This is a genomic window from Cytobacillus spartinae (genome assembly GCF_042865285.1).
GTDB classification, from domain to species: Bacteria; Bacillota; Bacilli; order Bacillales; family Cytobacillaceae; genus Robertmurraya_A; species Robertmurraya_A spartinae.
The window spans coordinates 98,062-120,181 of record NZ_JBIACK010000009.1; the positions used below are offsets into that span (position 1 = coordinate 98,062).

General features: G+C 36.8%; 26 protein-coding genes. 19 read left to right on the forward strand and 7 right to left on the reverse strand.

Features of this window, described 5'->3' with window-relative positions; genetic code table 11:
- Nucleotides 1–6 precede the first annotated feature (6 nt).
- The 3 genes from ACFYKX_RS17225 (at nucleotide 7) to ACFYKX_RS17235 (ending at nucleotide 2,702) form a co-directional block, all read left to right on the forward strand.
- Nucleotides 7–1,308: an EAL domain-containing protein gene (locus ACFYKX_RS17225; protein WP_389362310.1), complete on the forward strand. Its 1,302-nt coding sequence runs from the start codon at nucleotides 7–9 to the stop codon at nucleotides 1,306–1,308.
- Between the two features lie 18 nt (nucleotides 1,309–1,326).
- Entirely contained in the window at nucleotides 1,327–1,764 is a 438-nt protein-coding gene (hepT, locus tag ACFYKX_RS17230) for a type VII toxin-antitoxin system HepT family RNase toxin (RefSeq protein ID WP_389362311.1), read from the forward strand.
- 173 nt (nucleotides 1,765–1,937) lie between these two features.
- A complete protein-coding gene (locus tag ACFYKX_RS17235) occupies nucleotides 1,938–2,702 on the forward strand; it encodes a TIGR01457 family HAD-type hydrolase (protein WP_389362312.1) in 765 nt (254 codons plus the stop codon).
- A gap of 40 nt (nucleotides 2,703–2,742) precedes the next feature.
- Here the strand turns inward: ACFYKX_RS17235 and ACFYKX_RS17240 are convergent, their stop codons facing one another.
- The gene (locus ACFYKX_RS17240; protein ID WP_389362313.1) at nucleotides 2,743–3,243 is read right to left on the reverse strand and encodes a phosphatidylglycerophosphatase A family protein; all 501 of its coding nucleotides are present in this window, start codon (nucleotides 3,241–3,243) and stop codon (nucleotides 2,743–2,745) included.
- A gap of 189 nt (nucleotides 3,244–3,432) precedes the next feature.
- On the opposite strand from ACFYKX_RS17240, the gene yutH reads away from it, so the two are divergent.
- The 6 genes from yutH to thrB all read left to right on the forward strand — a co-directional run bounded on the left by yutH (nucleotide 3,433) and on the right by thrB (nucleotide 9,678).
- Nucleotides 3,433–4,443, forward strand: coding sequence for a spore coat putative kinase YutH (gene yutH, locus ACFYKX_RS17245; RefSeq protein ID WP_389362314.1), 1,011 nt, complete (start codon nucleotides 3,433–3,435; stop codon nucleotides 4,441–4,443).
- A gap of 83 nt (nucleotides 4,444–4,526) precedes the next feature.
- Nucleotides 4,527–5,507, forward strand: coding sequence for a 2-hydroxyacid dehydrogenase (locus ACFYKX_RS17250; RefSeq protein WP_389362315.1), 981 nt, complete (start codon nucleotides 4,527–4,529; stop codon nucleotides 5,505–5,507).
- A gap of 19 nt (nucleotides 5,508–5,526) precedes the next feature.
- Nucleotides 5,527–6,177 (forward strand): Type 1 glutamine amidotransferase-like domain-containing protein, encoded by a 651-nt coding sequence (locus ACFYKX_RS17255; protein ID WP_389362316.1) that lies wholly within the window; start codon nucleotides 5,527–5,529, stop codon nucleotides 6,175–6,177.
- Nucleotides 6,178–6,407: 230 nt separating this feature from the next.
- The gene (locus ACFYKX_RS17260) at nucleotides 6,408–7,706 is read left to right on the forward strand and encodes a homoserine dehydrogenase (protein WP_389362317.1); all 1,299 of its coding nucleotides are present in this window, start codon (nucleotides 6,408–6,410) and stop codon (nucleotides 7,704–7,706) included.
- A complete protein-coding gene (gene thrC / locus ACFYKX_RS17265; RefSeq protein ID WP_389362318.1) occupies nucleotides 7,703–8,761 on the forward strand; it encodes a threonine synthase in 1,059 nt (352 codons plus the stop codon). The genes ACFYKX_RS17260 and thrC overlap by 4 nt, the downstream gene beginning before the upstream one ends.
- Nucleotides 8,761–9,678, forward strand: coding sequence for a homoserine kinase (gene thrB, locus ACFYKX_RS17270; protein WP_389362319.1), 918 nt, complete (start codon nucleotides 8,761–8,763; stop codon nucleotides 9,676–9,678). The genes thrC and thrB overlap by 1 nt, the downstream gene beginning before the upstream one ends.
- Before the next feature lie 39 nt (nucleotides 9,679–9,717).
- On the opposite strand, the gene ACFYKX_RS17275 is transcribed toward thrB, so the two are convergent.
- Nucleotides 9,718–9,951: a NifU family protein gene (locus ACFYKX_RS17275; protein WP_389362320.1), complete on the reverse strand. Its 234-nt coding sequence runs from the start codon at nucleotides 9,949–9,951 to the stop codon at nucleotides 9,718–9,720.
- A gap of 275 nt (nucleotides 9,952–10,226) precedes the next feature.
- Here ACFYKX_RS17275 and ACFYKX_RS17280 point away from each other — a divergent pair, with 275 nt between their 5' ends.
- Nucleotides 10,227–10,550 carry a YuzD family protein gene (locus tag ACFYKX_RS17280; RefSeq protein WP_389362321.1) on the forward strand — a complete coding sequence of 108 codons (324 nt, stop codon included), beginning with the start codon at nucleotides 10,227–10,229 and terminating at the stop codon, nucleotides 10,548–10,550.
- A 211-nt stretch (nucleotides 10,551–10,761) separates the two neighbouring features.
- On the opposite strand, the gene ACFYKX_RS17285 is transcribed toward ACFYKX_RS17280, so the two are convergent.
- Complete coding sequence (locus tag ACFYKX_RS17285; protein WP_389362322.1) at nucleotides 10,762–11,829, reverse strand: NAD(P)/FAD-dependent oxidoreductase; 1,068 nt, start codon at nucleotides 11,827–11,829, stop codon at nucleotides 10,762–10,764.
- A 326-nt stretch (nucleotides 11,830–12,155) separates the two neighbouring features.
- On the opposite strand from ACFYKX_RS17285, the gene ACFYKX_RS17290 reads away from it, so the two are divergent.
- Nucleotides 12,156–12,395 (forward strand): YuzB family protein, encoded by a 240-nt coding sequence (locus ACFYKX_RS17290; RefSeq protein WP_389362323.1) that lies wholly within the window; start codon nucleotides 12,156–12,158, stop codon nucleotides 12,393–12,395.
- 49 nt (nucleotides 12,396–12,444) lie between these two features.
- Here ACFYKX_RS17290 and ACFYKX_RS17295 read toward each other — a convergent pair whose 3' ends face one another.
- A complete protein-coding gene (locus tag ACFYKX_RS17295) occupies nucleotides 12,445–13,155 on the reverse strand; it encodes a DUF2225 domain-containing protein (protein ID WP_389362324.1) in 711 nt (236 codons plus the stop codon).
- 264 nt (nucleotides 13,156–13,419) lie between these two features.
- Between ACFYKX_RS17295 and ACFYKX_RS17300 the strand changes: the two genes are divergently transcribed.
- Both ACFYKX_RS17300 and ACFYKX_RS17305 read left to right on the forward strand, forming a co-directional pair.
- On the forward strand, nucleotides 13,420–13,782 hold the full coding sequence (locus ACFYKX_RS17300) for a HesB/IscA family protein (protein WP_389362325.1): 363 nt from the start codon (nucleotides 13,420–13,422) through the stop codon (nucleotides 13,780–13,782).
- Nucleotides 13,783–13,972: 190 nt separating this feature from the next.
- Nucleotides 13,973–14,944, forward strand: coding sequence for a sodium-dependent bicarbonate transport family permease (locus tag ACFYKX_RS17305; RefSeq protein ID WP_389362326.1), 972 nt, complete (start codon nucleotides 13,973–13,975; stop codon nucleotides 14,942–14,944).
- Between the two features lie 90 nt (nucleotides 14,945–15,034).
- On the opposite strand, the gene ACFYKX_RS17310 is transcribed toward ACFYKX_RS17305, so the two are convergent.
- Nucleotides 15,035–16,030, reverse strand: coding sequence for an NAD(P)/FAD-dependent oxidoreductase (locus ACFYKX_RS17310; RefSeq protein ID WP_389362327.1), 996 nt, complete (start codon nucleotides 16,028–16,030; stop codon nucleotides 15,035–15,037).
- Nucleotides 16,031–16,529: 499 nt separating this feature from the next.
- Between ACFYKX_RS17310 and ACFYKX_RS17315 the strand changes: the two genes are divergently transcribed.
- From ACFYKX_RS17315 to ACFYKX_RS17335, 5 genes are all read left to right on the forward strand, one after another.
- The gene (locus tag ACFYKX_RS17315) at nucleotides 16,530–17,744 is read left to right on the forward strand and encodes an NAD(P)/FAD-dependent oxidoreductase (protein WP_389362328.1); all 1,215 of its coding nucleotides are present in this window, start codon (nucleotides 16,530–16,532) and stop codon (nucleotides 17,742–17,744) included.
- 113 nt (nucleotides 17,745–17,857) lie between these two features.
- On the forward strand, nucleotides 17,858–18,364 hold the full coding sequence (locus ACFYKX_RS17320) for an NUDIX domain-containing protein (RefSeq protein WP_389362329.1): 507 nt from the start codon (nucleotides 17,858–17,860) through the stop codon (nucleotides 18,362–18,364).
- 154 nt (nucleotides 18,365–18,518) lie between these two features.
- Complete coding sequence (locus ACFYKX_RS17325) at nucleotides 18,519–18,641, forward strand: YuiA family protein (RefSeq protein WP_389362330.1); 123 nt, start codon at nucleotides 18,519–18,521, stop codon at nucleotides 18,639–18,641.
- 87 nt (nucleotides 18,642–18,728) lie between these two features.
- The gene (locus tag ACFYKX_RS17330) at nucleotides 18,729–19,052 is read left to right on the forward strand and encodes a YuiB family protein (protein WP_389362422.1); all 324 of its coding nucleotides are present in this window, start codon (nucleotides 18,729–18,731) and stop codon (nucleotides 19,050–19,052) included.
- A 157-nt stretch (nucleotides 19,053–19,209) separates the two neighbouring features.
- Nucleotides 19,210–19,917, forward strand: coding sequence for a 3D domain-containing protein (locus ACFYKX_RS17335; protein ID WP_389362331.1), 708 nt, complete (start codon nucleotides 19,210–19,212; stop codon nucleotides 19,915–19,917).
- A 302-nt stretch (nucleotides 19,918–20,219) separates the two neighbouring features.
- Here ACFYKX_RS17335 and ACFYKX_RS17340 read toward each other — a convergent pair whose 3' ends face one another.
- On the reverse strand, nucleotides 20,220–21,008 hold the full coding sequence (locus ACFYKX_RS17340; protein WP_389362332.1) for a cobalamin-binding protein: 789 nt from the start codon (nucleotides 21,006–21,008) through the stop codon (nucleotides 20,220–20,222).
- 33 nt (nucleotides 21,009–21,041) lie between these two features.
- Complete coding sequence (locus ACFYKX_RS17345; RefSeq protein WP_389362333.1) at nucleotides 21,042–21,518, reverse strand: divergent PAP2 family protein; 477 nt, start codon at nucleotides 21,516–21,518, stop codon at nucleotides 21,042–21,044.
- A 163-nt stretch (nucleotides 21,519–21,681) separates the two neighbouring features.
- On the opposite strand from ACFYKX_RS17345, the gene ACFYKX_RS17350 reads away from it, so the two are divergent.
- Nucleotides 21,682–22,059 carry a DUF309 domain-containing protein gene (locus ACFYKX_RS17350; protein WP_389362334.1) on the forward strand — a complete coding sequence of 126 codons (378 nt, stop codon included), beginning with the start codon at nucleotides 21,682–21,684 and terminating at the stop codon, nucleotides 22,057–22,059.
- Nucleotides 22,060–22,120 lie beyond the last annotated feature (61 nt).

Consider the following 22,120-nt stretch of genomic DNA (forward strand, 5'->3'; position numbering starts at 1 on the left):
CTATGTATGATACGTCAGATGCAGCCTTTACGCAACCTTATAAATTGGGCGAAGATTGTTCTTCCATTACATAAAATAAGGTATTATCCACCACAATTTGTTATTAGAAATCCTGTCATTGAAGTGGTTAATAAGGCATTTAAAGAGGGTTATGAGGTTGCCATTGTAGTCTTTAATATAAATAATTTGAGGGAAGTATGTGACTATTTAGGTGAGCACAACTACACTCTTTTTATTAAGAGTTTAAAAAAACATTTTCGTCTAGTGATTGAAAAAGAACTAGAGCAGGATGATGTACTTGTTCTCCACGACTATTATAGTGATGGTCTCACTTTGTTTTTAAGAATAGACCACGAACGTTCAGGTGTTTCAGAGATTGATTCCATTATGAAAAAAGTTCTTAAGGAGTCAGAATCGAAATTAAACGAAGAGTTCTCAATTAGTTATGCTGAATTTGCATCAGGTTATATGTTTGTTGAAAAAAAGCACTACTCCGTCCAAGAAGCGATTAGTCGAGCTCATCAACAGGCGTTGGCCATGGCTGAAAAACGTGTACAATCTGAGTTTAATGAAATGCTATACTCCGTAAATAAAATCGTCTCACAGCGGAACATCAGTCTATTGGCACAACCTATTTTAGATGTGGCAACGAAGGAAGTACGGGCTTGGGAAATGCTCACTAGAGGTCCAAAGGGGACTTCACTCGAAAGTCCATTACAGCTATTTTCTGTTGCTCGTCAAACCGGATTCCTATATGATTTAGAACTTATTGTACTAGAGAAAACACTAGAACAAATTAATTATACAGGCTGTATGCAGGATATATTTATTAACTTCACACCTATTTCTTTGGGAAATCAACGTTTTATCGCTGATTTGAAAAAGTTAATGTTGAAGTATAAAAATATTCCGCCAAGGCAAATTACAATAGAGATTACAGAGCGCGATTCGATTGAGGGAATAGAGCACTTTTTATCGAATATAAAAATCTTACGAAACTTAGGATTCCGAATTGCGGTTGATGATACAGGCTCAGGTTATGCAAGTCTCAATACCATCAGTGCAATTATGCCGGATATAATTAAAATTGATCGTTCAGTTATTCAGGACATAGATAAAAATTCTGTAAAAGAATCTATGCTAAAGGGTCTTTTATTAGTGGCTCGTGAAACGGGTTCATTAGTCGTTGCTGAAGGAATTGAAAGCAAAGAGGAAGCTTTGGTCATGCATCGCAATCAAGTTGATTTAGCGCAGGGTTATTACTTTGCAAGACCCGGAGTTCTTCAAAAAAGTATGGCCTCGTCCTAAGAAAGGATGGAAACTCGTATGTACTTCGTAGATAGAGAAAAGATTGAGGAAACTTTAAAGTTTTTGGAAGGTCAAATTTCTTTGTTTGAGAAAGAAGAGAAGTGGGAAACTCCCATTGAGCTAGCTGCACTAGAAAGAATCACGCACATCATGATTGAGTCTATATTGGACGTTGGAAACGCTATGATAGACGGATTTATCATGCGAGACCCTGGTAGCTATGACGACATTATTGATATTCTAGATGATGAAAAAGTGATAACAAAGGAAATGAGTATAGGCTACAAGACGATTGTTAAGTATCGTAAAATTCTTGTTCAATCATACACAGACATCGATCATAAAGATGTTTTTACTACTTTTCAGGAGCATTTAACGTTACTAAAACAATTTGCACCAAGTGTCAGAGATTATTTAGTCAAAGAGCTTGGACCAGTTACAGCATTTAAGAACTAAATATTATTATGGGCGTCCTATTAAGGGCGCTTATTTTTATCTTAAATGTAAGTATGGAACTTTGGTTAGGATAATGGTGTTAAAATTGATCTTTTATCCACGTGAATATTTGCACAAATAAGACAGTTTATATAATATTGTTTGGGAAAGTACAAATTTCAGGAGTGATAAGCATGAAAAAATATAAAGGTTATTTAATTGATCTTGATGGTACGATGTATCGTGGAACAGAATTAATAAAAGAAGCCGCTGATTTCGTTAAAAAATTAAGAGAACTAAACATTCCTTACTTATATGTAACAAACAATTCGTCAAGAACTCCAGCTCAGGTTGCAGAAAAACTAAATGAATTTGGTATTCCCACGTCAGAGGAGCAGGTTTTTACAACAAGCCAAGCAACTGCAAATTACATCTATGAGCAGAAAAATGATGCTTCAGTTTATGTAATTGGGGAAGAAGGAATCAGAACAGCTATTGAAGAAAAGGGATTAACGTTTGGTGAGGAGAAATCTGACTTTGTTGTGGTCGGCATTGATCGGTCTATTTCATATGAAAAATTTGCTGTTGGATGCCTTGCTGTACGAAATGGAGCCACATTTATCTCAACAAATGGAGATATAGCTATCCCAACAGAAAGAGGGTTACTACCAGGAAATGGATCCTTAACCTCGGTTATTGCCGTTTCGACCCAAACAAAACCAATTTTTATTGGAAAACCAGAATCCATCATCATGAATCAAGCTTTGAAGGTACTAGGAACAAAAAAAGAAGAAACCATCATGGTAGGGGATTATTATGATACAGATATTTTAGCAGGAATGAATGCGGGCATGGACACTCTTTTAGTACATACTGGTGTTACGACTAAAGAGCTACTAGAGGGCTATGAGAAGAAACCAACGTATGTATTAGATTCATTAGACCAATGGGAATTTTAACATAAGATAAAAGGATGGGGGAAGCCCCATCCTTTAGTTTTTATTCAGTATGTGCTACCCTATGAGCCAATCGACTCGATGCTGCTGCTGCAATGGCACCAACAATGTCATCTAAAAACGTATGGCATTTACCAGAAGATTTGTCATTTAAGTCCTTTAGGATGCCAGGTTTCATTTTATCGATATATCCGTAATTGGTAAAACCAATCGATCCATATACATTTACAATGGAAAATGCTAATACTTCGTCAACTCCATATAACCCCTCATCTGAACCTACAATAGACTGAAGTGGTTCTTCCATAAGACCTTTCTCTGCAAAAATATCCAATTGTATGCCAGTTAAGATAGCGTTTTGTACTTCTCGCTTGGATAAAACTCGCTCTACGTTCAGCACACATTCTTCCATCTGTAGGTCAGGATGGTATTTTTCTTGAAGATAGTAAACTAAATCTGCAATATCTTGAATTTCTACGCCTCGTTCATGTAACCATTTTCGAGCTGTTTCCTCTGTAAGATCCATTTTTTTGTCTTCAGACATTCACTTCACCTTTTCTTCTTATTTTCACTATATATATACATCTACTAATAAAAATATGCTGATAACTCCTATCTGCTACACCCTACACCTTTTCATCATTTCCTCGAAAAAGGCTGTTATTCAACAAAAACACAAGTTTTTCTTCGACTTATCATATATATGAAAAAAAGTGTAAAAAGAGGTGGGAAAATGATTCAGCAATTGCTCCAACAGAAATTTGGAATTAAAGCAGAAGAAGCACTTAACCTGGGAAAATACGAAGCCTGCAAAGCAAATGGGTTATTATATTCGTTAGTTCCAGTGGGGAATATGGAAAGTGATGATATTTATGAACGAGCACAAATTGCAAAGCATCTTATGAATAACGGTGATAGGCATGTAGCGCAGGTTTTAACCACAAAAGAAGGTGAGCAAGTTGTTGATTGGAAGGAATCTAAATATTGTGTTTTAACACAATCGCAGGCAGGTGCACCATCTGACCATAAACTAGGAAGGAAATTAGCAAAGTTTCACTATAGGGGAAGACTCGTTTCTTTTCAGATACAAAAAATTGGTCGGATTGGTCAGTGGAAAAAGCTTTGGGAACAAAGGCTTGATCAAATGGAAAAGGTTTGGACCGATTTGCTTTATCAGAAGCCTGATAACGAGTTCGAAAGGATGTTTATAGAATCTTTTCCATACTATATGGGGTTAGCAGAGAACTCTATTCAATACTTAGTGGATACGGAACTAGATGACGATCCAGGGTCCATTGATTACGGTACCGTTTGTCATGAGCGCTTTCAATCAGGGACATGGGGAAGTCAGTATTACTTGAAAAACCCCTTTGATTGGGTATTTGACCATTGTAGTCGAGATTTAGCGGAATGGACTAGAGAGAGGTATTTCCGGAATATCCAAACCTATGAGCCCGAGGTAACTAGATTTTTCTCGGAATATGAAAGTGTAACTCCACTTTCATCTTTTTCGTGGCGACTGCTGTATGCTCGTATCCTTTTTCCGTTACACTACTTTGATTGTATAGAAAGCTACTACATTACAAACTCTGAGCAACACAAACATACACTTCAAGATCGTTTTAACAAGTTCCTTCATCAAACCAATGAACATGAGCACTTCTTAGGAAACTTTTATCAACTGGCACAGGTTCCTGTTCGCAGATATAAAATTCCCCAGCCAGAGTGGCTAAAAAAAGCCTGAACATTCTAAATTTCTTTAAATATGTAGGCTCTTTTTTTATAATGGTAAAAAAGAGCAAGCTTAATAAAGAAAAGGAGTCCCACATGAAGCCCTATATTTATATTACGAGAAAACTCCCAGATCATATTGTTGAACCATTATCCCAAAAGTATGAGGTACATATGTGGGAAAGAGAGGACGTACCTGTACCTCGGGAGACCCTTTTGGAAGAAGCGAAAAAAGCAGATGCTCTACTAACGATGCTTTCTGAGCGAGTGGATGAGGAAGTCATTGAGGTAGGGGAAAATGTTAAGGTTATTGCTAACTTAGCTGTAGGATTTGATAACGTAAATGTCGATGCAGCAACGCGAAAAGGAATTGCTATTTGCAATACCCCAGATGTCTTAACAGATTCAACGGCAGATTTAACAGTTGCTTTATTAATGGCTACTGCACGCAGAGTGGTTGAGGCGGCAGAGTTTGTTAAACAGGGGCAATGGAAGAGTTGGAGTCCACTTCTTCTTGCTGGCCATGACATCCACCATCAAACCATTGGGATCTTTGGAATGGGGAGTATTGGCGAAGCTGTAGCGAAAAGAGCGACAGGGTTTGATATGAACATCCTATATCATAACCGTTCGCGTAAACAGAGTGCTGAGGAACGGTTAGGAGCCCAGTATTGTACATTTGATGAGTTAGTCGCAAAATCTGATTTTGTCGTCTGTTTAGCTCCATTAACAGATGAAACTAGAAATATTTTTACGAAAGATGTATTTAAAAGAATGAAGCGTTCTGCGATATTTATTAACGCATCAAGAGGTCCTCTTGTCGATGAAGAAGCATTATACCGTGCTTTGAAAAATGGAGATATAGCGGGAGCTGGGTTAGATGTATTTGTCCAAGAGCCGATTGGAGCAGACCACCCTCTTTTAACATTGCCAAATGTGGTTGCCCTTCCTCATATAGGTAGCTCTAGTGTAGACTCTCGTAGCAAAATGATGGAACTATGTGTAGAGAATATAGACTTAATCCTATCAGGAAAAGAACCTAAGACTTTAGTGAACAAACAGTGGGTACTAAAATAATTTAAAGTGAGATCATAACATGAATCTAGTACTACTAAGTAATTTTACAAATAACAATCATCCCCACCTTCAAGAGAAAATACGCACCTTTGTAAAAGGGCGGTCACCGAAGCTTGGATATATCCCTTCTCAATTAGACAAGGAAAAAAAGTACTTTCAAAAGTCAAAGGTCTATTTTGACGAGTTAGGCTTTAAGGAATATGTATATTTCGATGTAGATGAAGATTATGATGAGCGTGCTAAAAGGGAGCTTGTGAACTGTGATGTTGTCTATTTATCAGGGGGGAACACATTCTACTTTTTGAAAAACCTCCAGAAAAGAAACATTATCCCGTTAATTAAAGAGATGGTTCATGCTGGAAAATTGTTAATTGGCTTGAGTGCTGGAAGCATTATGATGTCAGAGACTATTAAGATGGCAGAACTAATCGATAAAAATGAGGTAGAGCTTGATAATTTAAAAGCTCTACACTTAGTTGAGTTTGAATTTATGCCCCACTGGGAAGAACATTTTAGTTTGGATGAACTCATGATCTACTCAAAAGCGATGAATAAGAAGATCTATACTTGTCAGGATGGGGATGGGATTGTTGTTACCGATCATAAAGTAGAAGTTTATGGTCAGATACACGAAATAAATGCAGGGAACATCAAAAAACACTTAACCTAAAAAGGTAGGCGATCGCTTACCTTTTTTCTATAGGCTTATGAATATACAGAAGCTTATAAATTTTTTTACCGATTAACTACCCCTGTTATAGCAAGTGAGTAACCGTTTCCAATATAAGTTTTATAAATTTTTACTATTGTAAAAATGAGGTATGCATTCTATAATGTCTACTATACAAAAACATTTGTTCATTTAGAGAGAACAACAGAAGTGTTCGGGAGGGAATTTAGATGGAAGTTATCTCAATAGGACTATTAGGATTAGGGACAGTTGGCTCTGGGGTTGTAAAGATTATTGAAAATCATCAAGATAAGCTTATGCATCAAATTGGTTGCCCTGTAGAAGTTAAAAGAGTTCTTGTAAAAGACTTAAATAAAGAGCGAGCGGTTGACATTCACCCAGAAAAGCTCACTGTTAATGCAGAGGATATTATTAACGATTCTGAGATCGATGTCATTATTGAGGTAATGGGGGGAGTCGAAGAGACTCGTAAACACCTTTTAGCTGCTTTGAAAAATAGAAAGCATGTTGTAACTGCCAATAAAGATCTCATGGCTGTATACGGCTCTGAGCTGCTAACAGTCGCATCAGAGAACGGCTGTGATCTATTTTATGAAGCAAGCGTAGCAGGTGGTATCCCGATTCTTAGAAGTTTAGTAGATGGGTTAGCTTCAGACCGTATTACAAAAATGATGGGGATTGTAAATGGAACAACGAACTTTATCCTAACCAAAATGAGTAAGCAAGGTAGTGCGTATGAGGAAGTATTAAAAGAAGCTCAAGAACTAGGATATGCTGAATCTGACCCTACATCCGACGTTGAAGGCTTGGATGCGGCAAGGAAAATGGCGATTCTTTCAACTCTTGGTTTTTCGATGAAAATAGATTTAGATGATGTGAAAGTAAAAGGAATTACGCAAATTACTGAAGAGGATTTGCAGTATGGCAAACAGCTTGGGTACACAATGAAACTCATTGGAATCGCTCATCGTGAGGGAGAAAAGGTTGATGTTAGTGTCCAGCCAACTCTGTTAGCTGACTCGCACCCGCTTGCTGCAGTTAACGATGAATACAATGCTGTCTATGTTTATGGAGAAGCAGTAGGAGAAACGATGTTCTACGGTCCAGGAGCTGGAAGCCTCCCTACTGCAACAGCTGTAGTATCAGATCTAGTGGGTGTCATGAAAAATATGCGCCTTGGCGTAAACGGAAAAAGTGCAGTTACGCCTCAGTATCCAAAGAAATTAAAAGAGCCTAGTGAAATTAACTCTAAATACTTCTTGAGGCTTCATGTAAAGGATGAAGTTGGAGTATTTGCTAACATTACAACGATTTTCTCTGAACATGGGGTAAGCTTTGAGAAAATCCTTCAACTACCTGTAAAAGAAAAGGGAACTGCTGAGATTGTATTGGTTACTCACCACGCATCTTTACAAGACTATGAAGATATTTTAGTGAAACTTAGAGATTTACATGCAGTTAAAGAACTAAAAAGCTCTTATCGCGTTGAAGGGAGTAGCAGAGTATGAGATGGGAAGGTCTGCTAAAAGCATATAAAGAATATTTACCAATTAATGAGAAGACACCATTGCTTACCTTGAATGAAGGGAATACACCTCTAATAAAGTTAGATCGTCTTTCAGAGGAATGGGGAGTAGAATTATATGTAAAAACAGAGGGGACGAATCCAACTGGCTCCTTTAAGGACAGAGGGATGGTTATGGCTGTAGCGAAAGCGAAAGAAGAGGGAAGCGACACCGTTATTTGTGCTTCAACGGGTAATACTTCTGCAGCAGCAGCTGCTTATGCAGCAAGGGCTGGCTTAAAGAGTATTATTGTAATTCCAGAAGGCAAAATTGCCATGGGAAAGCTTGCTCAGGCAGTCATGTACGGAGCAGAGATTTTTTCCATCGAAGGGAATTTTGATGAGGCGCTAAAAATGGTACGAAATATTAGCGAAACAGAACCGATCACTCTCGTGAATTCTGTGAATCCATACCGTTTGGAGGGGCAGAAAACGGCAGCATTTGAAGTTTGTGATCAACTAGGTGGGGCACCTGATATTTTAGCTATCCCAGTCGGAAATGCGGGAAATATTAGTGCTTACTGGAAAGGGTTTAAAGAATATAATGATATGAAGCAGACAGGTTTACCTCAAATGCATGGCTTTGAAGCAGAAGGGGCAGCTGCAATCGTGCATAACCGGGTCTTTGAAAATCCAGAGACGATTGCAACAGCTATTCGAATCGGCAACCCGGCAAGCTGGCATTTAGCTACAGCTGCTGTAGAACAATCAAGAGGGAAAATTGACGAGGTCAGCGACGAAGAGATTTTAGCTGCTTATAAAAAAGTCGCTTCGACGGAAGGAATTTTTGCTGAACCTGCCTCCTGTGCATCTCTAGCAGGAGTATATAAACAAATTCAAAATGGACAAATACAACGAGGAAGTAGAATCGTAGCCATTTTAACAGGTAACGGTTTAAAAGACCCGAACACGGCTATTGATTGTAGTTTGATTAAACCCATTTTATTGCCGAATGATGAGCGTGTGGTTGCTGAACATATTAAGGGAGTTGTACATTAATGATCGAAGGGGACATGCTCCAAATAAGGGTTCCGGGAAGTACAGCAAATTTAGGCCCAGGGTTTGATTCGCTTGGGCTAGCCTTAAGTCTTTATCTTACTTTAGATGTTGAAATATCCGACAGCTGGGAAGTGGTTATGCAGTCAGAGGAGTTGCGTGCTTTTCCAACGGATGAAACCAATTTTATTATAAAAGTCGCAATAGAAACAGCTGATAAGTATAATAAATCCTTGTCTCCATGCAAAATTACAATGAAAAGTGACATTCCGCTCGCAAGGGGGCTGGGTTCAAGTGCGGCCGCTATTATTGCTGGAATTGAACTAGCTAACGTGGTTGGGAATCTTAATCTAACAAATGAGGAAAAGTTTAAGGTAGCATCCGAAATCGAAGGACATCCGGACAATGTCGGTGCTTCGTTATATGGGGGGTTAGTCATAGGAAGCCAAATGGACGGAGAAGTGGAAGCGATTGTTTACCACAATCTTGATTTTGATGTTGTAGCAGTTGTGCCCCATCAAGAGCTCTTAACGAAAGAATCACGAGAAGTTTTGCCAAAGCAATATTCTTCTGATGAAGCTGTAAAAGCTAGTGCAGTTTCTAATGTATTTGTTGCTGCTTTACTAAGCAAAAACTATCCCTTAGCAGGAAAAGTAATGAAGAAAGATTTATTTCACCAACCTTACCGGAAGCATTTTGTGCCACAACTACCATTCCTTGAAAAGTTTGCAGAAGAACATGGTGCATTTGGTGTTGCACTTAGTGGTGCAGGCCCAACAGTTATTTGCTGTGTAGAAAATAATTATGAAGAAAATTTATTAGAGGCACTTACACAGCAGCTTCCAGAAATGAATATTTTTCGTTTGAGGATTGATCAAGTAGGAAGTACGGTCAAAGTACACTCCGAATTAACAAAGTAAAAGCGATTCCAAAGGTGGAATCGCTTTTTAAGTAAGTTATTAGAATACCTGCTCTACTTCAACTACGCCAGGTACTTCTTCTAATAAAGCACGCTCAATACCTGCTTTTAAAGTGATAGTAGAACTTGGGCAGCTTCCGCAAGCACCTAATAAACGTAGCTTTACGATACCTTCTTCAATATCTACTAATTCACAGTCCCCTCCATCACGAAGAAGAAATGGACGTAATTTATTTAATACTTCTTGAACTTGTACTTTCATATCTTCAGCCATCTAAATCGCTCCTTTCCTATCCTTATTATAATCATATTCGTCAGAAAAATCTATTGTTTGAATCTGATTCTCAACAATCGAGATTCAGACAAAATACAAGTGAGAACGCTTATCAGTATAGGCTTTTGGACTTTAAATTGCAAATGAATCCACTAGCGATGGGACAATTTTCTAATTGTAAATTTTGTGAACACTTCATCTCAATTCACTTTATTTATTTTTACCGTCTTTGTATTGTAAAATGAAATTAGGAATAAAGGGGAGGAATTTAAATAATGGTAAAAGAAGTAGAAGTAAGTGTTTATGGGGCAGAAGTACTCTGTCCAAGCTGTGTTAATCTCCCATCATCAAAAGAAACTTTTGAATGGCTTGAGGCAGCTATCAGTAGGAAGTTTCCAAATCAACCGTTTAAGATATCTTATATTGATATATACAACCCTCCAAATGATGAAGATAAAAAGTTGTTTGCTGAAAGGGTAATTGAGGAAGATATGTTTTATCCAGTCGTATTAGTAGAGCAAGAAGTTGTTGGCGAAGGAAATCCAAAGTTAAAAACGATTTATGCTGAATTAGAGAAATACGGTTATAAGGCGGAATAGAAAGAAGGAAGCTGCTAAATTTAGCACGCTTCCTTCTTTGCTTCTAGAAGTTAGAGAGGTGTCTAGCTCCAGCGCCTAGCACCTAGTAAACTTCACCCCATCTCCTTACGATAAGTCAACATCGAATCGCTACGCTCTTCGTGTTTCCTTTATCTCATACGATGGGGCTCCAGTTTATACGGAGCTGACCAAGGCGCTTGCGCTTTTCTAATTACCCATTATGATACTTATACATCCAAAGAATACCCGATTTTAGTAGTCTAGCTACACGTCCTGTAATAGGTCGTTCAGCAACTAAACCAAATCCATGCTTTTTACCTAGTGATCCAAGTACACCCTTTAGCTTAATAGCCGGCAAGCTTTCAGGTAGTGGTTCATTGTTCCAACGTTTCAAAAGGATTTGAACAATTTGCTCTGCTTGACCTTCAGCTAATTGAGCACTTGGTGCATGAGGTAAGCTCGCACAGTCACCAACCACATAAACATGCTCGTCATTTGGAAGATTATGATGGATCGTTAACACGACCCTTCCTTGTGGATCTTTTTCTACGTCCATCTCACGTACAACCATATTCGGTTGAATCCCAGCAGTCCATACAATAGCATCGCTATGAATGGGATTATTATGATTGTATATCGTACTTTTCTCAAGAGCAGTGATATTAGAATTATTAATGATCTCAACACCATGATTGTCAAACCAATTTTCAACATAGGTACTTAAACGAACTGGAAAAGCTGATAAAATGTGATTGCCTCTATCAAATAACTTAATTTTTAGGTCCGGACGACTCTCAACTAGTTCACTTGCAAGTTCCACTCCACTTAAACCAGCTCCAACAATACTTACTACAGAACCAGGTGCTAGGTTGTTTAAAGCTTGATAAGTAGTTCGTGACTTTTCAATCGATTGGATACTGTAAGAGAATTCTTCAGCCCCAGGCACGTTATGGTATTTATCCTCGCAACCTAAACCGATAATTAAATCATCATAAGAAACAAAGCTATTTTCTTTCATTAAAACTTTCTTTGCTTCTAGATCAATTCCTGAAACTTCTCCATATTTAATCTGTAATCTAGGATGCTCAGGGAACGCTACACGAATATGTTGATCTGATATAGTCCCGGCAGCAAGAGCGTAGTATTCGGTTTTTAAACAATGGTAAGGCGTTCTGTCAATCAGCGTAATGGAAACATCTTCAGGTAGTGCATTTGGTAAAAGTTTGGAAAGTATGCGCATACCTCCATAACCTCCACCTAAAATCACTAGGTTTTTCATAATGGATTTCCCCTTTTAATTTCACTCGATTTCCGTAAAGTACATCTATATCTAAGTCTTTGATACTAACGATAAAAAGACAGCAAAATAAACATCATAAATAACAAAAGTTATATCAGTAAAACACCATAAAAAAGTATAACGAAATTGTGACAAAATCACAACACATTCAAGTCAAAAACTTGACAAAACATAAATAGAAGTGATATTTATTCGTATTTTACATCTAAGAATAAAGTTTTAGACACAATTCGTTTAAACTGTACATGATGCTTGCACATTTTAAACAAACAAGGTAGGATAGACAATTAGTAAGAGGTGAGAACATGATTAAACCAATAGTTGAATTTTGTATAAGTAATCTTGCAAGTGGAGCTCAAAGAGCAAAGGAGCAACTTGAAAAAGATTATGATCTTGATGTCATTGAATATGGTTGCCTCGGATACTGTGGAAAATGTGCTGCATCCCTATATGTTCTGGTGAATGGCGAGGTCGTAACAGGAAACACTCCTGATGAATTAGTAGAAAATGTGTATAAATACCTTGAAGAAAACCCTATGTTCTAAGAAAAAGTAAAAGTTTGCAAATAAAAGAAGGGGCCATATATGGCCCCTTTTATGTTGCTTCTGTCATTGAACTTTCCACTTTTTGAGCTTCTCTGATCTCGTACCAGCTTTCCCTAGCCATTTCCACAATTTTTGTTTCAACCGTACTTCTTTGTTTTTCAATTACTTTAGATAAGTATTTGACTGCTTGCTCCGTATTTCCAATTCTTCGAGATACTTCACCAATTAAATACAAAATTCTAACATCAGAGACTTGTGTTCCACGATAATCATCAGCCATATACGATTCCATGTACTCATGGGCTGCAAGCTTTAGAAATCTAATCTCTTGTTGATCATTTTTAAGAGAACGGTAAATCCACGCTAGTCTCATATATAAACCAGCTATTGAGATATGCTTTTCTTTCTTTAATGTCCCGCAATATACTGCAATTTTATATGTTTTGATTGCATCTTCTCTCGTTCTAGTCTCACTAAAATTATGAGGTACCCATTGTTCACAAACCTTGTTTTTAATAGCTTCGATGCTACTAGGTGGAAAGTAAGGATTAAAATCATCTGAAAATGAATAGCCACAATGAGGGCATACATTTACATGATATAACATAGGATTGTTTTCATCAGATGAATAGTTTGGACAAAAATCACTATCATAATCAATCACCTTAATAAAACGTGATCGAATTTTTTTTGACGTAAAGCTTTTCTTACATATTAAACATTCATACTTTTTATCAAATAGTGGTGTTAGTTCGGTCATGTTTTTTCACCTCTACACATAGGAAATATGGCACGATATTTTTTATTGGTACTAGTGTATAATTACTATAATTATAACGTAATTTTTGTGAATAAAGAACTATTATTATTATAATTATGTGGTTAATTCGTGAATATAGAACTAAAGGTATTAAATTGAGTTTGTTCAGTTGAGTAAAAAGAACGTGCTGTATATACTATAATTAAAGCTCTTCTAAGATACTCTATAGAAGTAGTAAAAGAATTCTTGTTAGGAGGGAAGAGAATGGAAGAAATTATTACGATTACTGAAGCGGCTGCTCTTCAAATAAAAGATATGATGAAAGAAAACGAAGAAGAGGGCGCCTTTTTACGAGTAGCCATTCAAGGTGGAGGGTGTAGTGGCTTATCCTATGGAATGGGCTTTGCACATGAACTAGAAGAAGGGGATACCGAGCTTGAGTTACATGGCATTAAAGTATTAATAGATAAAGAAAGTGCCCCTGCACTAAAAGGCACTAAAATTGACTATAAACAGTCAATGATGGGCGGCGGATTTACTATTGATAATCCGAATGCAATTGCATCATGCGGGTGTGGATCATCTTTCCGAACAGCAACTAATTCTGGTACTCCTGAAGAGTGCTAAGATTAGATTTCTAAGGACAGGGGAGCAATTCTCGGTCCTTTTCTTATATACATAAGTAATTACGGGTTTACGAGTCCAAAAAGAAAATATTTAGGAAGTAACATTTCAAAGGTTAGATTCTTTTAAAACTATGATGCCATTTCATGATTTTAGTATGAACAATAATTTATAGACATGGAGTGTAAAACTAATGAATGTAGTTATAGACATCGTATACGCTAACTTGTTATCCCCCATGATATTATTTTTTATTCTTGGAATTATTGCTGTTTTGGTTAACTCTGACTTAAAGGTTCCAGAGGCATTTTACACAGGTTACACGATGATTATCCTATTTACCATTGGAATTAAGGGTGGAACAGAATTGCGAAGTATCCCCTTATCCAGTGTTGTGATACCGATGTTAACAGCCATTTTACTTAGTCTTATCATGTTATTTATTGCTTATTTTGTCTTAAAGTACATATTTAAATATTCTAAAGTTGATTCTTTAGCAACAGCTGCTCATTACGGTTCGGTTAGTGCAGTAACATTTACCGCAGGGATTGCGTTTATTGAAAAAATGGGAGTCTCTTATGAGAGTTACATTTCGGCCATACTGGTCGTGATGGAGGGACCAGCAATCATTGTGGCAATAATCATCTATAAAATGATGAACAAGAACAAAGCAGCTGAAACTCAAATCGGTGCTGTTGTGAAGGAAGCTTTTTTTGGGAAGAGTATCTTTTTATTAATCGGTGGTATCATTATCGGAATGATTGCCCATGAGGAAGGTCTATTAAAAATTAAGCCGTTTTTCGGTGATTTATTTTACGGCATCCTTTGTATTTTCTTACTCCATGTTGGTATTGTTGCCACTCAACAAATTCGAAACTTTAAGGGGATTAGGTTTTATTCGTTCGCATTCGCATTTGTATTACCGCTTATTGGCGGTGTATTAGGTGTTGTTGTTGCAAGCCTTATTGGAATGTCACCGGGTGGCGCATTTATGCTTGGAGTCCTAACAGCGAGTTCTTCTTATATCGCTGCACCAGCTGCCATTAGTCACTCCATTCCAGAAGCAAACGCTGGTCTTGCTCTAGGGTCATCACTTGGACTAACTCTGCCATTTAACCTTGTGGTGGGGATTCCTTTTTATTTCTGGCTTGCCAATAATATTTAGCCGTGGGAAATTGTGCAGAAGGACTCTTAATTTCTCAAGTCAAACAAACAAAAAAGCAAAGTACCGCTTCTGGTACTTTGCTTTTAAATATTATTTAAACATAGAAGAACTGTGTAGTGGCTGTGCTTTTGCTTTAGGGTCAATATAAGTTTTAGCATTATTAACTGCTACTGGAGCCTCTCCGAAACCACAAGCAATTAATTTAACTTTTCCATCGTAAGTACAAATATCACCTGCAGCATAAATGCCAGGGATGTTTGTTTCCATTTTGGAGTTTACGACGATAGAGTTCTTTTCAATCTCAAGACCCCATTCTTTAATTGGACCTAAAGAAGATACGAAACCATAGTTACAGATGACAGCATCGACATCAAGTGTCTCTTTGTCTCCACCGTTTACCCCTTCTAGTACAACTTGCTTAATCCCGTTATCGTCACCAATTAATTCAGCAGGGACATATGGAGTTTTAATGACGACTTTGGAATTTTCAAGGTTCTCAACACTATGTTCATGTGCACGGAATTTATCACGACGGTGGACAATGGTAACTTGTTCAGCAATTGGTTCAAGCATTAACGCCCAGTCAACAGCTGAGTCTCCTCCTCCGAATACAACTACTTTTTGACCCGCAAATTGATTAAGATCATCGATAAAGTAGTGAAGGTTTTTCCCTTCGTACTGGTTAGAACCTTCAATTTCTAGTCTGCGCGGTTGAAAAGCTCCATTTCCAGCAGTGATAATAATTGCTTTAGAGTAATGAATTTCTTTATCAGTTGTTAATTTGAAGACACCATCTTCTTGCTTTTCAATTTTATCAACAGATTGTTCTAGAGAGACAGTTTGCTCAAATTTTGCCATTTGCTCTTTTAAATTGTTGATTAATTCTTGTGCACGGATTTTAGGAAAACCAGCTACATCATATATGTACTTTTCCGGATAAAGTGCAGAGAGTTGGCCGCCAAGCTGTGGTAAGCTTTCTATGATTTTAACAGATGCTTGTCTCATTCCACCATAAAAAGCAGTGAATAATCCTGCGGGACCCCCACCAATAATGGTTATGTCATAAACCTTTTGATCTTCTTTCACTCCAAATCCCCCCAACTATATACTCTATAATTCCATTTAATATTTTAACATAAATAAAAAAAATACTCACATTAATCATATATTAATAATACTGTCAAAACGGTGTTTATATGCATTTTAGAGAATTGTCGTAAAAAGTTCACAATTTTCACAAGGTTTCTAAAGTAAGATTTTGTATTGAAAAAGAATGGGAAAAAGAATATTATGGAATGTAGGCATTATTGTTAATATTTTGTGTCAAATTTATTACATTTTTTTGTCTTCTTTCGTGAAGAACATCACATACTTTTTACTATTAGGGCCTTTTCATGTAAGATTATTGTTATTATTAAAAATTAGGAAAAGATCCCCCTAAAGTACGTTTGTATTTCTTTATCATTACTTTTGGTAACACAAATATTCATCAGACAGCTTTACCATAGATAAAAATTAATAAAGCTGTGGAAGATAAGAAAAAGCGATCAAATAAAAAATATACAAAAAGGTGGAAGTGGTACACTTGAGAAAGCCAAAAATCGTTATTTTAGGTGCCGGATATGGCGGATTAATGACGGCTACAAGACTTCAAAAGGCCGTTGGTGTAAATGAAGTAGAAATCGTGCTTGTTAATAAAAATGACTATCATTATGAAACAACATGGTTGCATGAGGCTTCCGCTGGAACTCTTCATCATGACCGTGTGAGATATGATATTCGTGATGTGATTGATGGTAGCAAGGTTGAATTCGTTCAAGACACAGTACTTGAAATTAATAAAGATGATAAGAAAGTGATTACCGAAACAGGCGAAATTAGCTATGACTACCTAGTTGTATCGGTTGGAGCGGAGCCTGAAACATTCGGTATCAAAGGTCTAAAAGAACATGCATTTTCAATCATTAATGTTAATGCTGCTCGTCAAATTAGAGAGCATATTGAATATAACTTCGCTACGTATAATATGGAAGAAGAGAAAAGAGATGACCGCTTAACAATCGTTGTTGGTGGTGCTGGATTCACTGGTATTGAATTTATTGGAGAGCTAACAAATAGAGTTCCTGAATTATGTCGTGAATATGATATCGATATTCATAAGGTAAAAATTATCTGTGTAGAAGCTGCGCCAATGGTGTTACCAGGTTTCGATCCGGAATTAGTTAATTATGCGGTAGCTCAACTTGAAAGAAAAGGCGTTACTTTCATGATTGGAACTGCTATTAAAGAAGCTACGGAAACAGGTATCATCGTAGGAAAAGGCGAAGATGAAGTAGAAGAAATTAAGGCAGCAACGGTTGTTTGGGCTGCTGGAGTACGTGGTAACTCAATTATTGAGAAATCAGGAATTGAAGCAATGCGCGGTCGTGTAAAGGTTCAGCCGGACTTAAGAGCACCGGGGCTTGATGATGTATTTATTATCGGTGACTGCTCATTAATGATCAATGAAGAGATTAACCGTCCATATCCTCCTACTGCACAGATTGCGATGCAACAAGGGGAAGTTTGTGCACGCAACCTTTTGGCGTTAGTTAGAGGTGGGGAGCTAGAAGCATTCAAACCTGATATTAAAGGTACTGTATGTTCTTTAGGAGAAGATGATGCAATTGGAGTTGCATTTGGAAAGAAACTATATGGCAGTAAAGCATCATTCATGAAGAAAATGATTGATAATCGTGCTCTTTACATGGTTGGTGGACCATCATTAGTCCTTAAAAAAGGGAAATTTAACATTCTTTAATATCATCTAGGAAGGGGCTGACTCACCATGTCAGCCCCTTTTTTTGCATAAAAAAGTTAAACATCTAGATGAAACGTAACTATCCCCATGTGCTTTTGTTAAACTAGTTATAAATGGAGGTGGAAACCTTGAAGGAAAAACGGAGAGGAAATGTCTGGATAGCCGTTTCGGGTCTAGTTGTTTCTGAAAATGATGAATGGTTGGTAGTTAAAAAGAAATATGGTGGTTTAAAGGGAAAGTGGTCTTTACCTGCTGGGTTTATAAATGAAGGAGAAACTGCGGATGAGGCAGTAGTAAGAGAGGTACTAGAAGAGACAGGTATTCTTACAACTGTTAAAGGTTTGATTGGACTTAGAACAGGTGTTATCAACGGAGAAATAAGTGATAACATGATTGTGTTTCTACTTGAGCCAATTAACCATGAACAACAAATTATTATACAAGAAAGTGAACTTATGGATGTTAAATATATCAAGCGTGATTTACTAGTACAAGATAAAGAAGCTTCTATCATGTTGCAATATTTAATACATCCTTCAGAATCAAATATTAAGCCAATGGTTGATGGAATTAACCCAGGAAATCAATTTGGTTATACTGCATACAAGTTATTTTTCTAATTTTCTGAAATATTAAGAGCGTGCAAGATTTTCGAAGATAAAAGTGTATGTATGCGTTTTCATACCGGCTTTTAGTCAATTTTAGCCCTTTTCAATTTTTGATTTTCTTGATATATTATCAGAAAATTCAGTCGTTTAGAGAGGGGCTAATAAAATGAAAAATCAATTCGATACAAAAGAATGTTTATATTGCTCAGGTAAAGGGTATTTTCAGTTATTATTAGGTGGTTCTGAAACATGCAATTGCTGTGGTGGAACTGGTAAAAAGAAAGAGTAAACATGAAACTCCGCTTTTAGCGGAGTTTTCTTATTGACTACCCTATAATCATTGAGTACACTAAAACTTGATGCTATAGGGAGGTACATATACATGTCCATTGTTGTCTTACCGATTTCGATGTTATTATTCTTTGTATTATTTTTTGGGATCGGCTTTATTTTAAATATGCTTTTAAGAATGTCTTGGATTATGGCGATTATATATCCGGTTGTTACAATATTGATTGTGGACAAAGTGTCCTTTGTAGAATATTTTACCAATAGCAAGGCTGCGTTTTCAGACTTAGGAAGTCGACTTATGAATTTAGGTAGTGCCGATATTTTTATCTTAAGTAGCGGACTAGCAGGTGCAATTGTAGCTGGAATTGTCATTAAGCTTTTACGCAAAAAAGGTTATCGTATGTTCTAGAAACCCTCAGGTTATTGAGGGTTTTTTTACATAACTAGTTTTTGTAATAATAGGAATTATTAGTTTATTCTTTGTGGAAAATCCATTTTTTTAAGTCAAAATGAATAATTCCTTTCAAGATGGGAAATGAATAGTCTTGGGAGGAGTGAAAATTTTTATGAATATATTAAAAAAATGGACAAGACGTTCAATGATGTTAGTTTTATTTTGTGGAGCCATCCTTACAACATTTCAAGGAATTTCTGGAGTTGAGGCCACAACATTAGCAACTTATAAAGACATGGATGCCGGTGAAAGAGAAGAAGGTTCTTATTTTGGTCATAAACTTAAGTCATTAGGATTATCTTTTAAATTTTTGCAAAAAGTTGCAAGCTTTCAACCACAAATATCGTCAAGTGAGGAAGTTTCAGGAAAGCCACCAACACTTGAGGAAGCCATTGATTGGTCACAGTACCCTATTCAAACGGTAACGGCTACAGGATATACAGCAGGATTCGAATCAACTGGGAAAAACCCAGGTCATCCTTCGTTTGGAATTACGTACTCTGGAGTAAAGGTTACGAGAGACTTATACTCAACTGTAGCCGCAGATTTAAATGTTTTTCCAATTGGAACCATCCTATTTATACCTGGTTATGGGTACGGCGTAGTAGCTGATAAAGGTGGCGCTATAAAAGGAAACAAAGTTGATTTATACTACGAAACCGTAGAAGATGTGTATAATCAATGGGGTAAGAAAACGGTTGATGTATATGTTGTTGAACATGGTGATGGTTCTCTAACTGAAGAAGATTTAAGAGCGTTAAATGAAAATGAATCTATGCAAGTGTTCCGTCAGCAATATATTGGATCAGAACAGGAATAGTCATATATAAAGGCTCTTTTCATAAATTATGTTGTATTTAAGTACTTTGAACCTGTATTTAAACGGAGTATGGTGCTGCTTTCTTTAAATTAGGAAGAAAAGATGCCACGAAGTAGTATGGAATTCGTATTTGAGACAATATACGAATAGCACAATCTATGCGAAAACAGCCTATATAAATAAAGCAGAGGCAAGTTTGGTGAAACCAGTGACTTGTCTCTGCTTTTTATTATTTCCATAACCGAATGGTCTATTGGTCATTTTTCATGGAATTATTTAAGTTGTATTATTTATGGATCAGTTTAATCTAGGTGAGAGAATTGACTTGGATGAAGTAATTTGCCTAACCTAATAGCACCTTCTATCAGGCGAGGGGAAGGTCGGCAAAAAAGTTCTTCTTCTAGGACGAGGATTTGCTCTTTCTTCACACATTCTAATTGGTCCCAGCCAGGTCTTTTTTTTATGATTTCTGGATTTACTTTATCCTTTCTAACCCCTACCCAAGCAAGGCAAATATAATCTGGATTTCGTTTGTATACATCATCCCAATCAGTCTGGACACTGGCTAAATCTACATCCTTATACGCATTAGAAGCACCAACTAACTCACTCAATTCCGTTAGCCAATTAATCTTACCTGGTGTGAATACTGGCTTTGGCCACCATTCCCAATAAAGAGTGGGCTTATTACTTATTCGGTTACCAATCGTTTTTATAGCATCTATTTTTGAACGAAATTGTTGCGAAGCTGTAACGCCTAGTTCGGGTTTTCCTAAGGCAACCGCTGTAACCTTAAGGTCACTTTCTATATCTGAAAAACTCTGTGGATTTAAAACAATGTATGGGATTTTTCTGGATTCCAGCTGTTCGATATTTTTTTCCATACCAGGAACGCTTAATGAAGCAATCACTAAGTCTGGTTGTAATGACTCGACCTTATCCATGTCAATTGATAAATCGGGACCAAGTCTTGGAAGGGTTTTAATTGATTCCGGCCAATCGGAATAGTCGTCAACCCCTACTAATAATTGGCTAAGTCCAAGGTATTCAATTATTTCTGTATTACTCGGGCAAATAGATATAATTCTCATAATAAAACCTCTCTAATACATTTTAATAAAGGCTTATTGGAAAAAATGATGCAGAATCAATGTTAAAACAATTCCAGTTAGCCCTCCAAAAAAGACCTCAATCGGTTTGTGCCCTAATAATTCTTTTAATTCTTTACGCTTTTCCTGTTCCGGTTTTTGTTGCCATACTTTTGCTTCTTCAACAAAGTGGTTAAAGTCTGCAACAAGTTGATTGAGAACAATTGCTTGTTCTCCTGCCTGTCTACGCACTCCAGTAGCGTCAAACATGGTTATAATAGCAAAGACTGCAGACACAGCAAAAATAGAAGAATTCATGCCAGCGTCTAGGGCTACTCCTGTTGAAAGTGCGGTTACTGCCGCCGAGTGCGAACTTGGCATTCCACCCGTACTAGTCAAGAGAGACCAGTCGAGCTTTCTTGTTGCAATATACTGGATAGGTACTTTTATAAACTGCGCAAAGAAAATTGCTGCGATTGCAGCCCATAGAGAAAAATTCATGAATAATTCCATCTGTAAAAACCACCTTAAGTTGATAAAGTACTAAGAACATAAAATTTTATTTTGTGATGGTAAAAGAATACAATAAAAAAGACTTCTTGATGATTGTTTTGCAAAAGCAAGTATTGCCTACTAATAAATAATCCACAATTGTCCTATAAAGGAGTTGATTTCATTGAAGGATTATCCACAAGAGTATTATGAATTCTTTGTCCATTTTAATGAAGGAGATTATTATACTTGTCATGATCTATTAGAAGAAATGTGGATGACAGACAAAGGAAATTTGTTTTTCAAAGGATTATTACAAATGAGCGTTGCTATTTATCATTATGAATATGGGAATGTGAAGGGTGCACGCCTAATGATGAAGGCAGCTCATGAGTACTTACAAGCGTATCGACCCAAGCACTGGGGCCTGGATTTAGAGACTGTATATATATTTATTGATAAATGTCTTACTATTATACCACAACACATTGATAGAGTTCCTTTTGAAAACGTTAAGGAATTACCTACATTACCGAACTTGTACTTGTATTTAGAAGAATAATAAATACAAGAATAAAAATTAGAAACTCGAAATATTCGATCTTTTTATATATAATGAAAGC

Bases quoted from the DNA above. Each gene is read 5' to 3' on its own strand.
- ACFYKX_RS17225 (WP_389362310.1), top strand. From the start codon at position 7: ATGATACGTCAGATGCAGCCTTTACGCAACCTTATAAATTGGGCGAAG.
- hepT (WP_389362311.1), top strand. From the start codon at position 1,327: ATGTACTTCGTAGATAGAGAAAAGATTGAGGAAACTTTAAAGTTTTTG.
- ACFYKX_RS17235 (WP_389362312.1), top strand. From the start codon at position 1,938: ATGAAAAAATATAAAGGTTATTTAATTGATCTTGATGGTACGATGTAT.
- ACFYKX_RS17240 (WP_389362313.1), bottom strand. From the start codon at position 3,243: ATGTCTGAAGACAAAAAAATGGATCTTACAGAGGAAACAGCTCGAAAA.
- yutH (WP_389362314.1), top strand. From the start codon at position 3,433: ATGATTCAGCAATTGCTCCAACAGAAATTTGGAATTAAAGCAGAAGAA.
- ACFYKX_RS17250 (WP_389362315.1), top strand. From the start codon at position 4,527: ATGAAGCCCTATATTTATATTACGAGAAAACTCCCAGATCATATTGTT.
- ACFYKX_RS17255 (WP_389362316.1), top strand. From the start codon at position 5,527: ATGAATCTAGTACTACTAAGTAATTTTACAAATAACAATCATCCCCAC.
- ACFYKX_RS17260 (WP_389362317.1), top strand. From the start codon at position 6,408: ATGGAAGTTATCTCAATAGGACTATTAGGATTAGGGACAGTTGGCTCT.
- thrC (WP_389362318.1), top strand. From the start codon at position 7,703: ATGAGATGGGAAGGTCTGCTAAAAGCATATAAAGAATATTTACCAATT.
- thrB (WP_389362319.1), top strand. From the start codon at position 8,761: ATGATCGAAGGGGACATGCTCCAAATAAGGGTTCCGGGAAGTACAGCA.
- ACFYKX_RS17275 (WP_389362320.1), bottom strand. From the start codon at position 9,951: ATGGCTGAAGATATGAAAGTACAAGTTCAAGAAGTATTAAATAAATTA.
- ACFYKX_RS17280 (WP_389362321.1), top strand. From the start codon at position 10,227: ATGGTAAAAGAAGTAGAAGTAAGTGTTTATGGGGCAGAAGTACTCTGT.
- ACFYKX_RS17285 (WP_389362322.1), bottom strand. From the start codon at position 11,829: ATGAAAAACCTAGTGATTTTAGGTGGAGGTTATGGAGGTATGCGCATA.
- ACFYKX_RS17290 (WP_389362323.1), top strand. From the start codon at position 12,156: ATGATTAAACCAATAGTTGAATTTTGTATAAGTAATCTTGCAAGTGGA.
- ACFYKX_RS17295 (WP_389362324.1), bottom strand. From the start codon at position 13,155: ATGACCGAACTAACACCACTATTTGATAAAAAGTATGAATGTTTAATA.
- ACFYKX_RS17300 (WP_389362325.1), top strand. From the start codon at position 13,420: ATGGAAGAAATTATTACGATTACTGAAGCGGCTGCTCTTCAAATAAAA.
- ACFYKX_RS17305 (WP_389362326.1), top strand. From the start codon at position 13,973: ATGAATGTAGTTATAGACATCGTATACGCTAACTTGTTATCCCCCATG.
- ACFYKX_RS17320 (WP_389362329.1), top strand. From the start codon at position 17,858: ATGGAGGTGGAAACCTTGAAGGAAAAACGGAGAGGAAATGTCTGGATA.
- ACFYKX_RS17325 (WP_389362330.1), top strand. From the start codon at position 18,519: ATGAAAAATCAATTCGATACAAAAGAATGTTTATATTGCTCAGGTAAA.
- ACFYKX_RS17335 (WP_389362331.1), top strand. From the start codon at position 19,210: ATGAATATATTAAAAAAATGGACAAGACGTTCAATGATGTTAGTTTTA.
- ACFYKX_RS17340 (WP_389362332.1), bottom strand. From the start codon at position 21,008: ATGAGAATTATATCTATTTGCCCGAGTAATACAGAAATAATTGAATAC.
- ACFYKX_RS17345 (WP_389362333.1), bottom strand. From the start codon at position 21,518: ATGGAATTATTCATGAATTTTTCTCTATGGGCTGCAATCGCAGCAATT.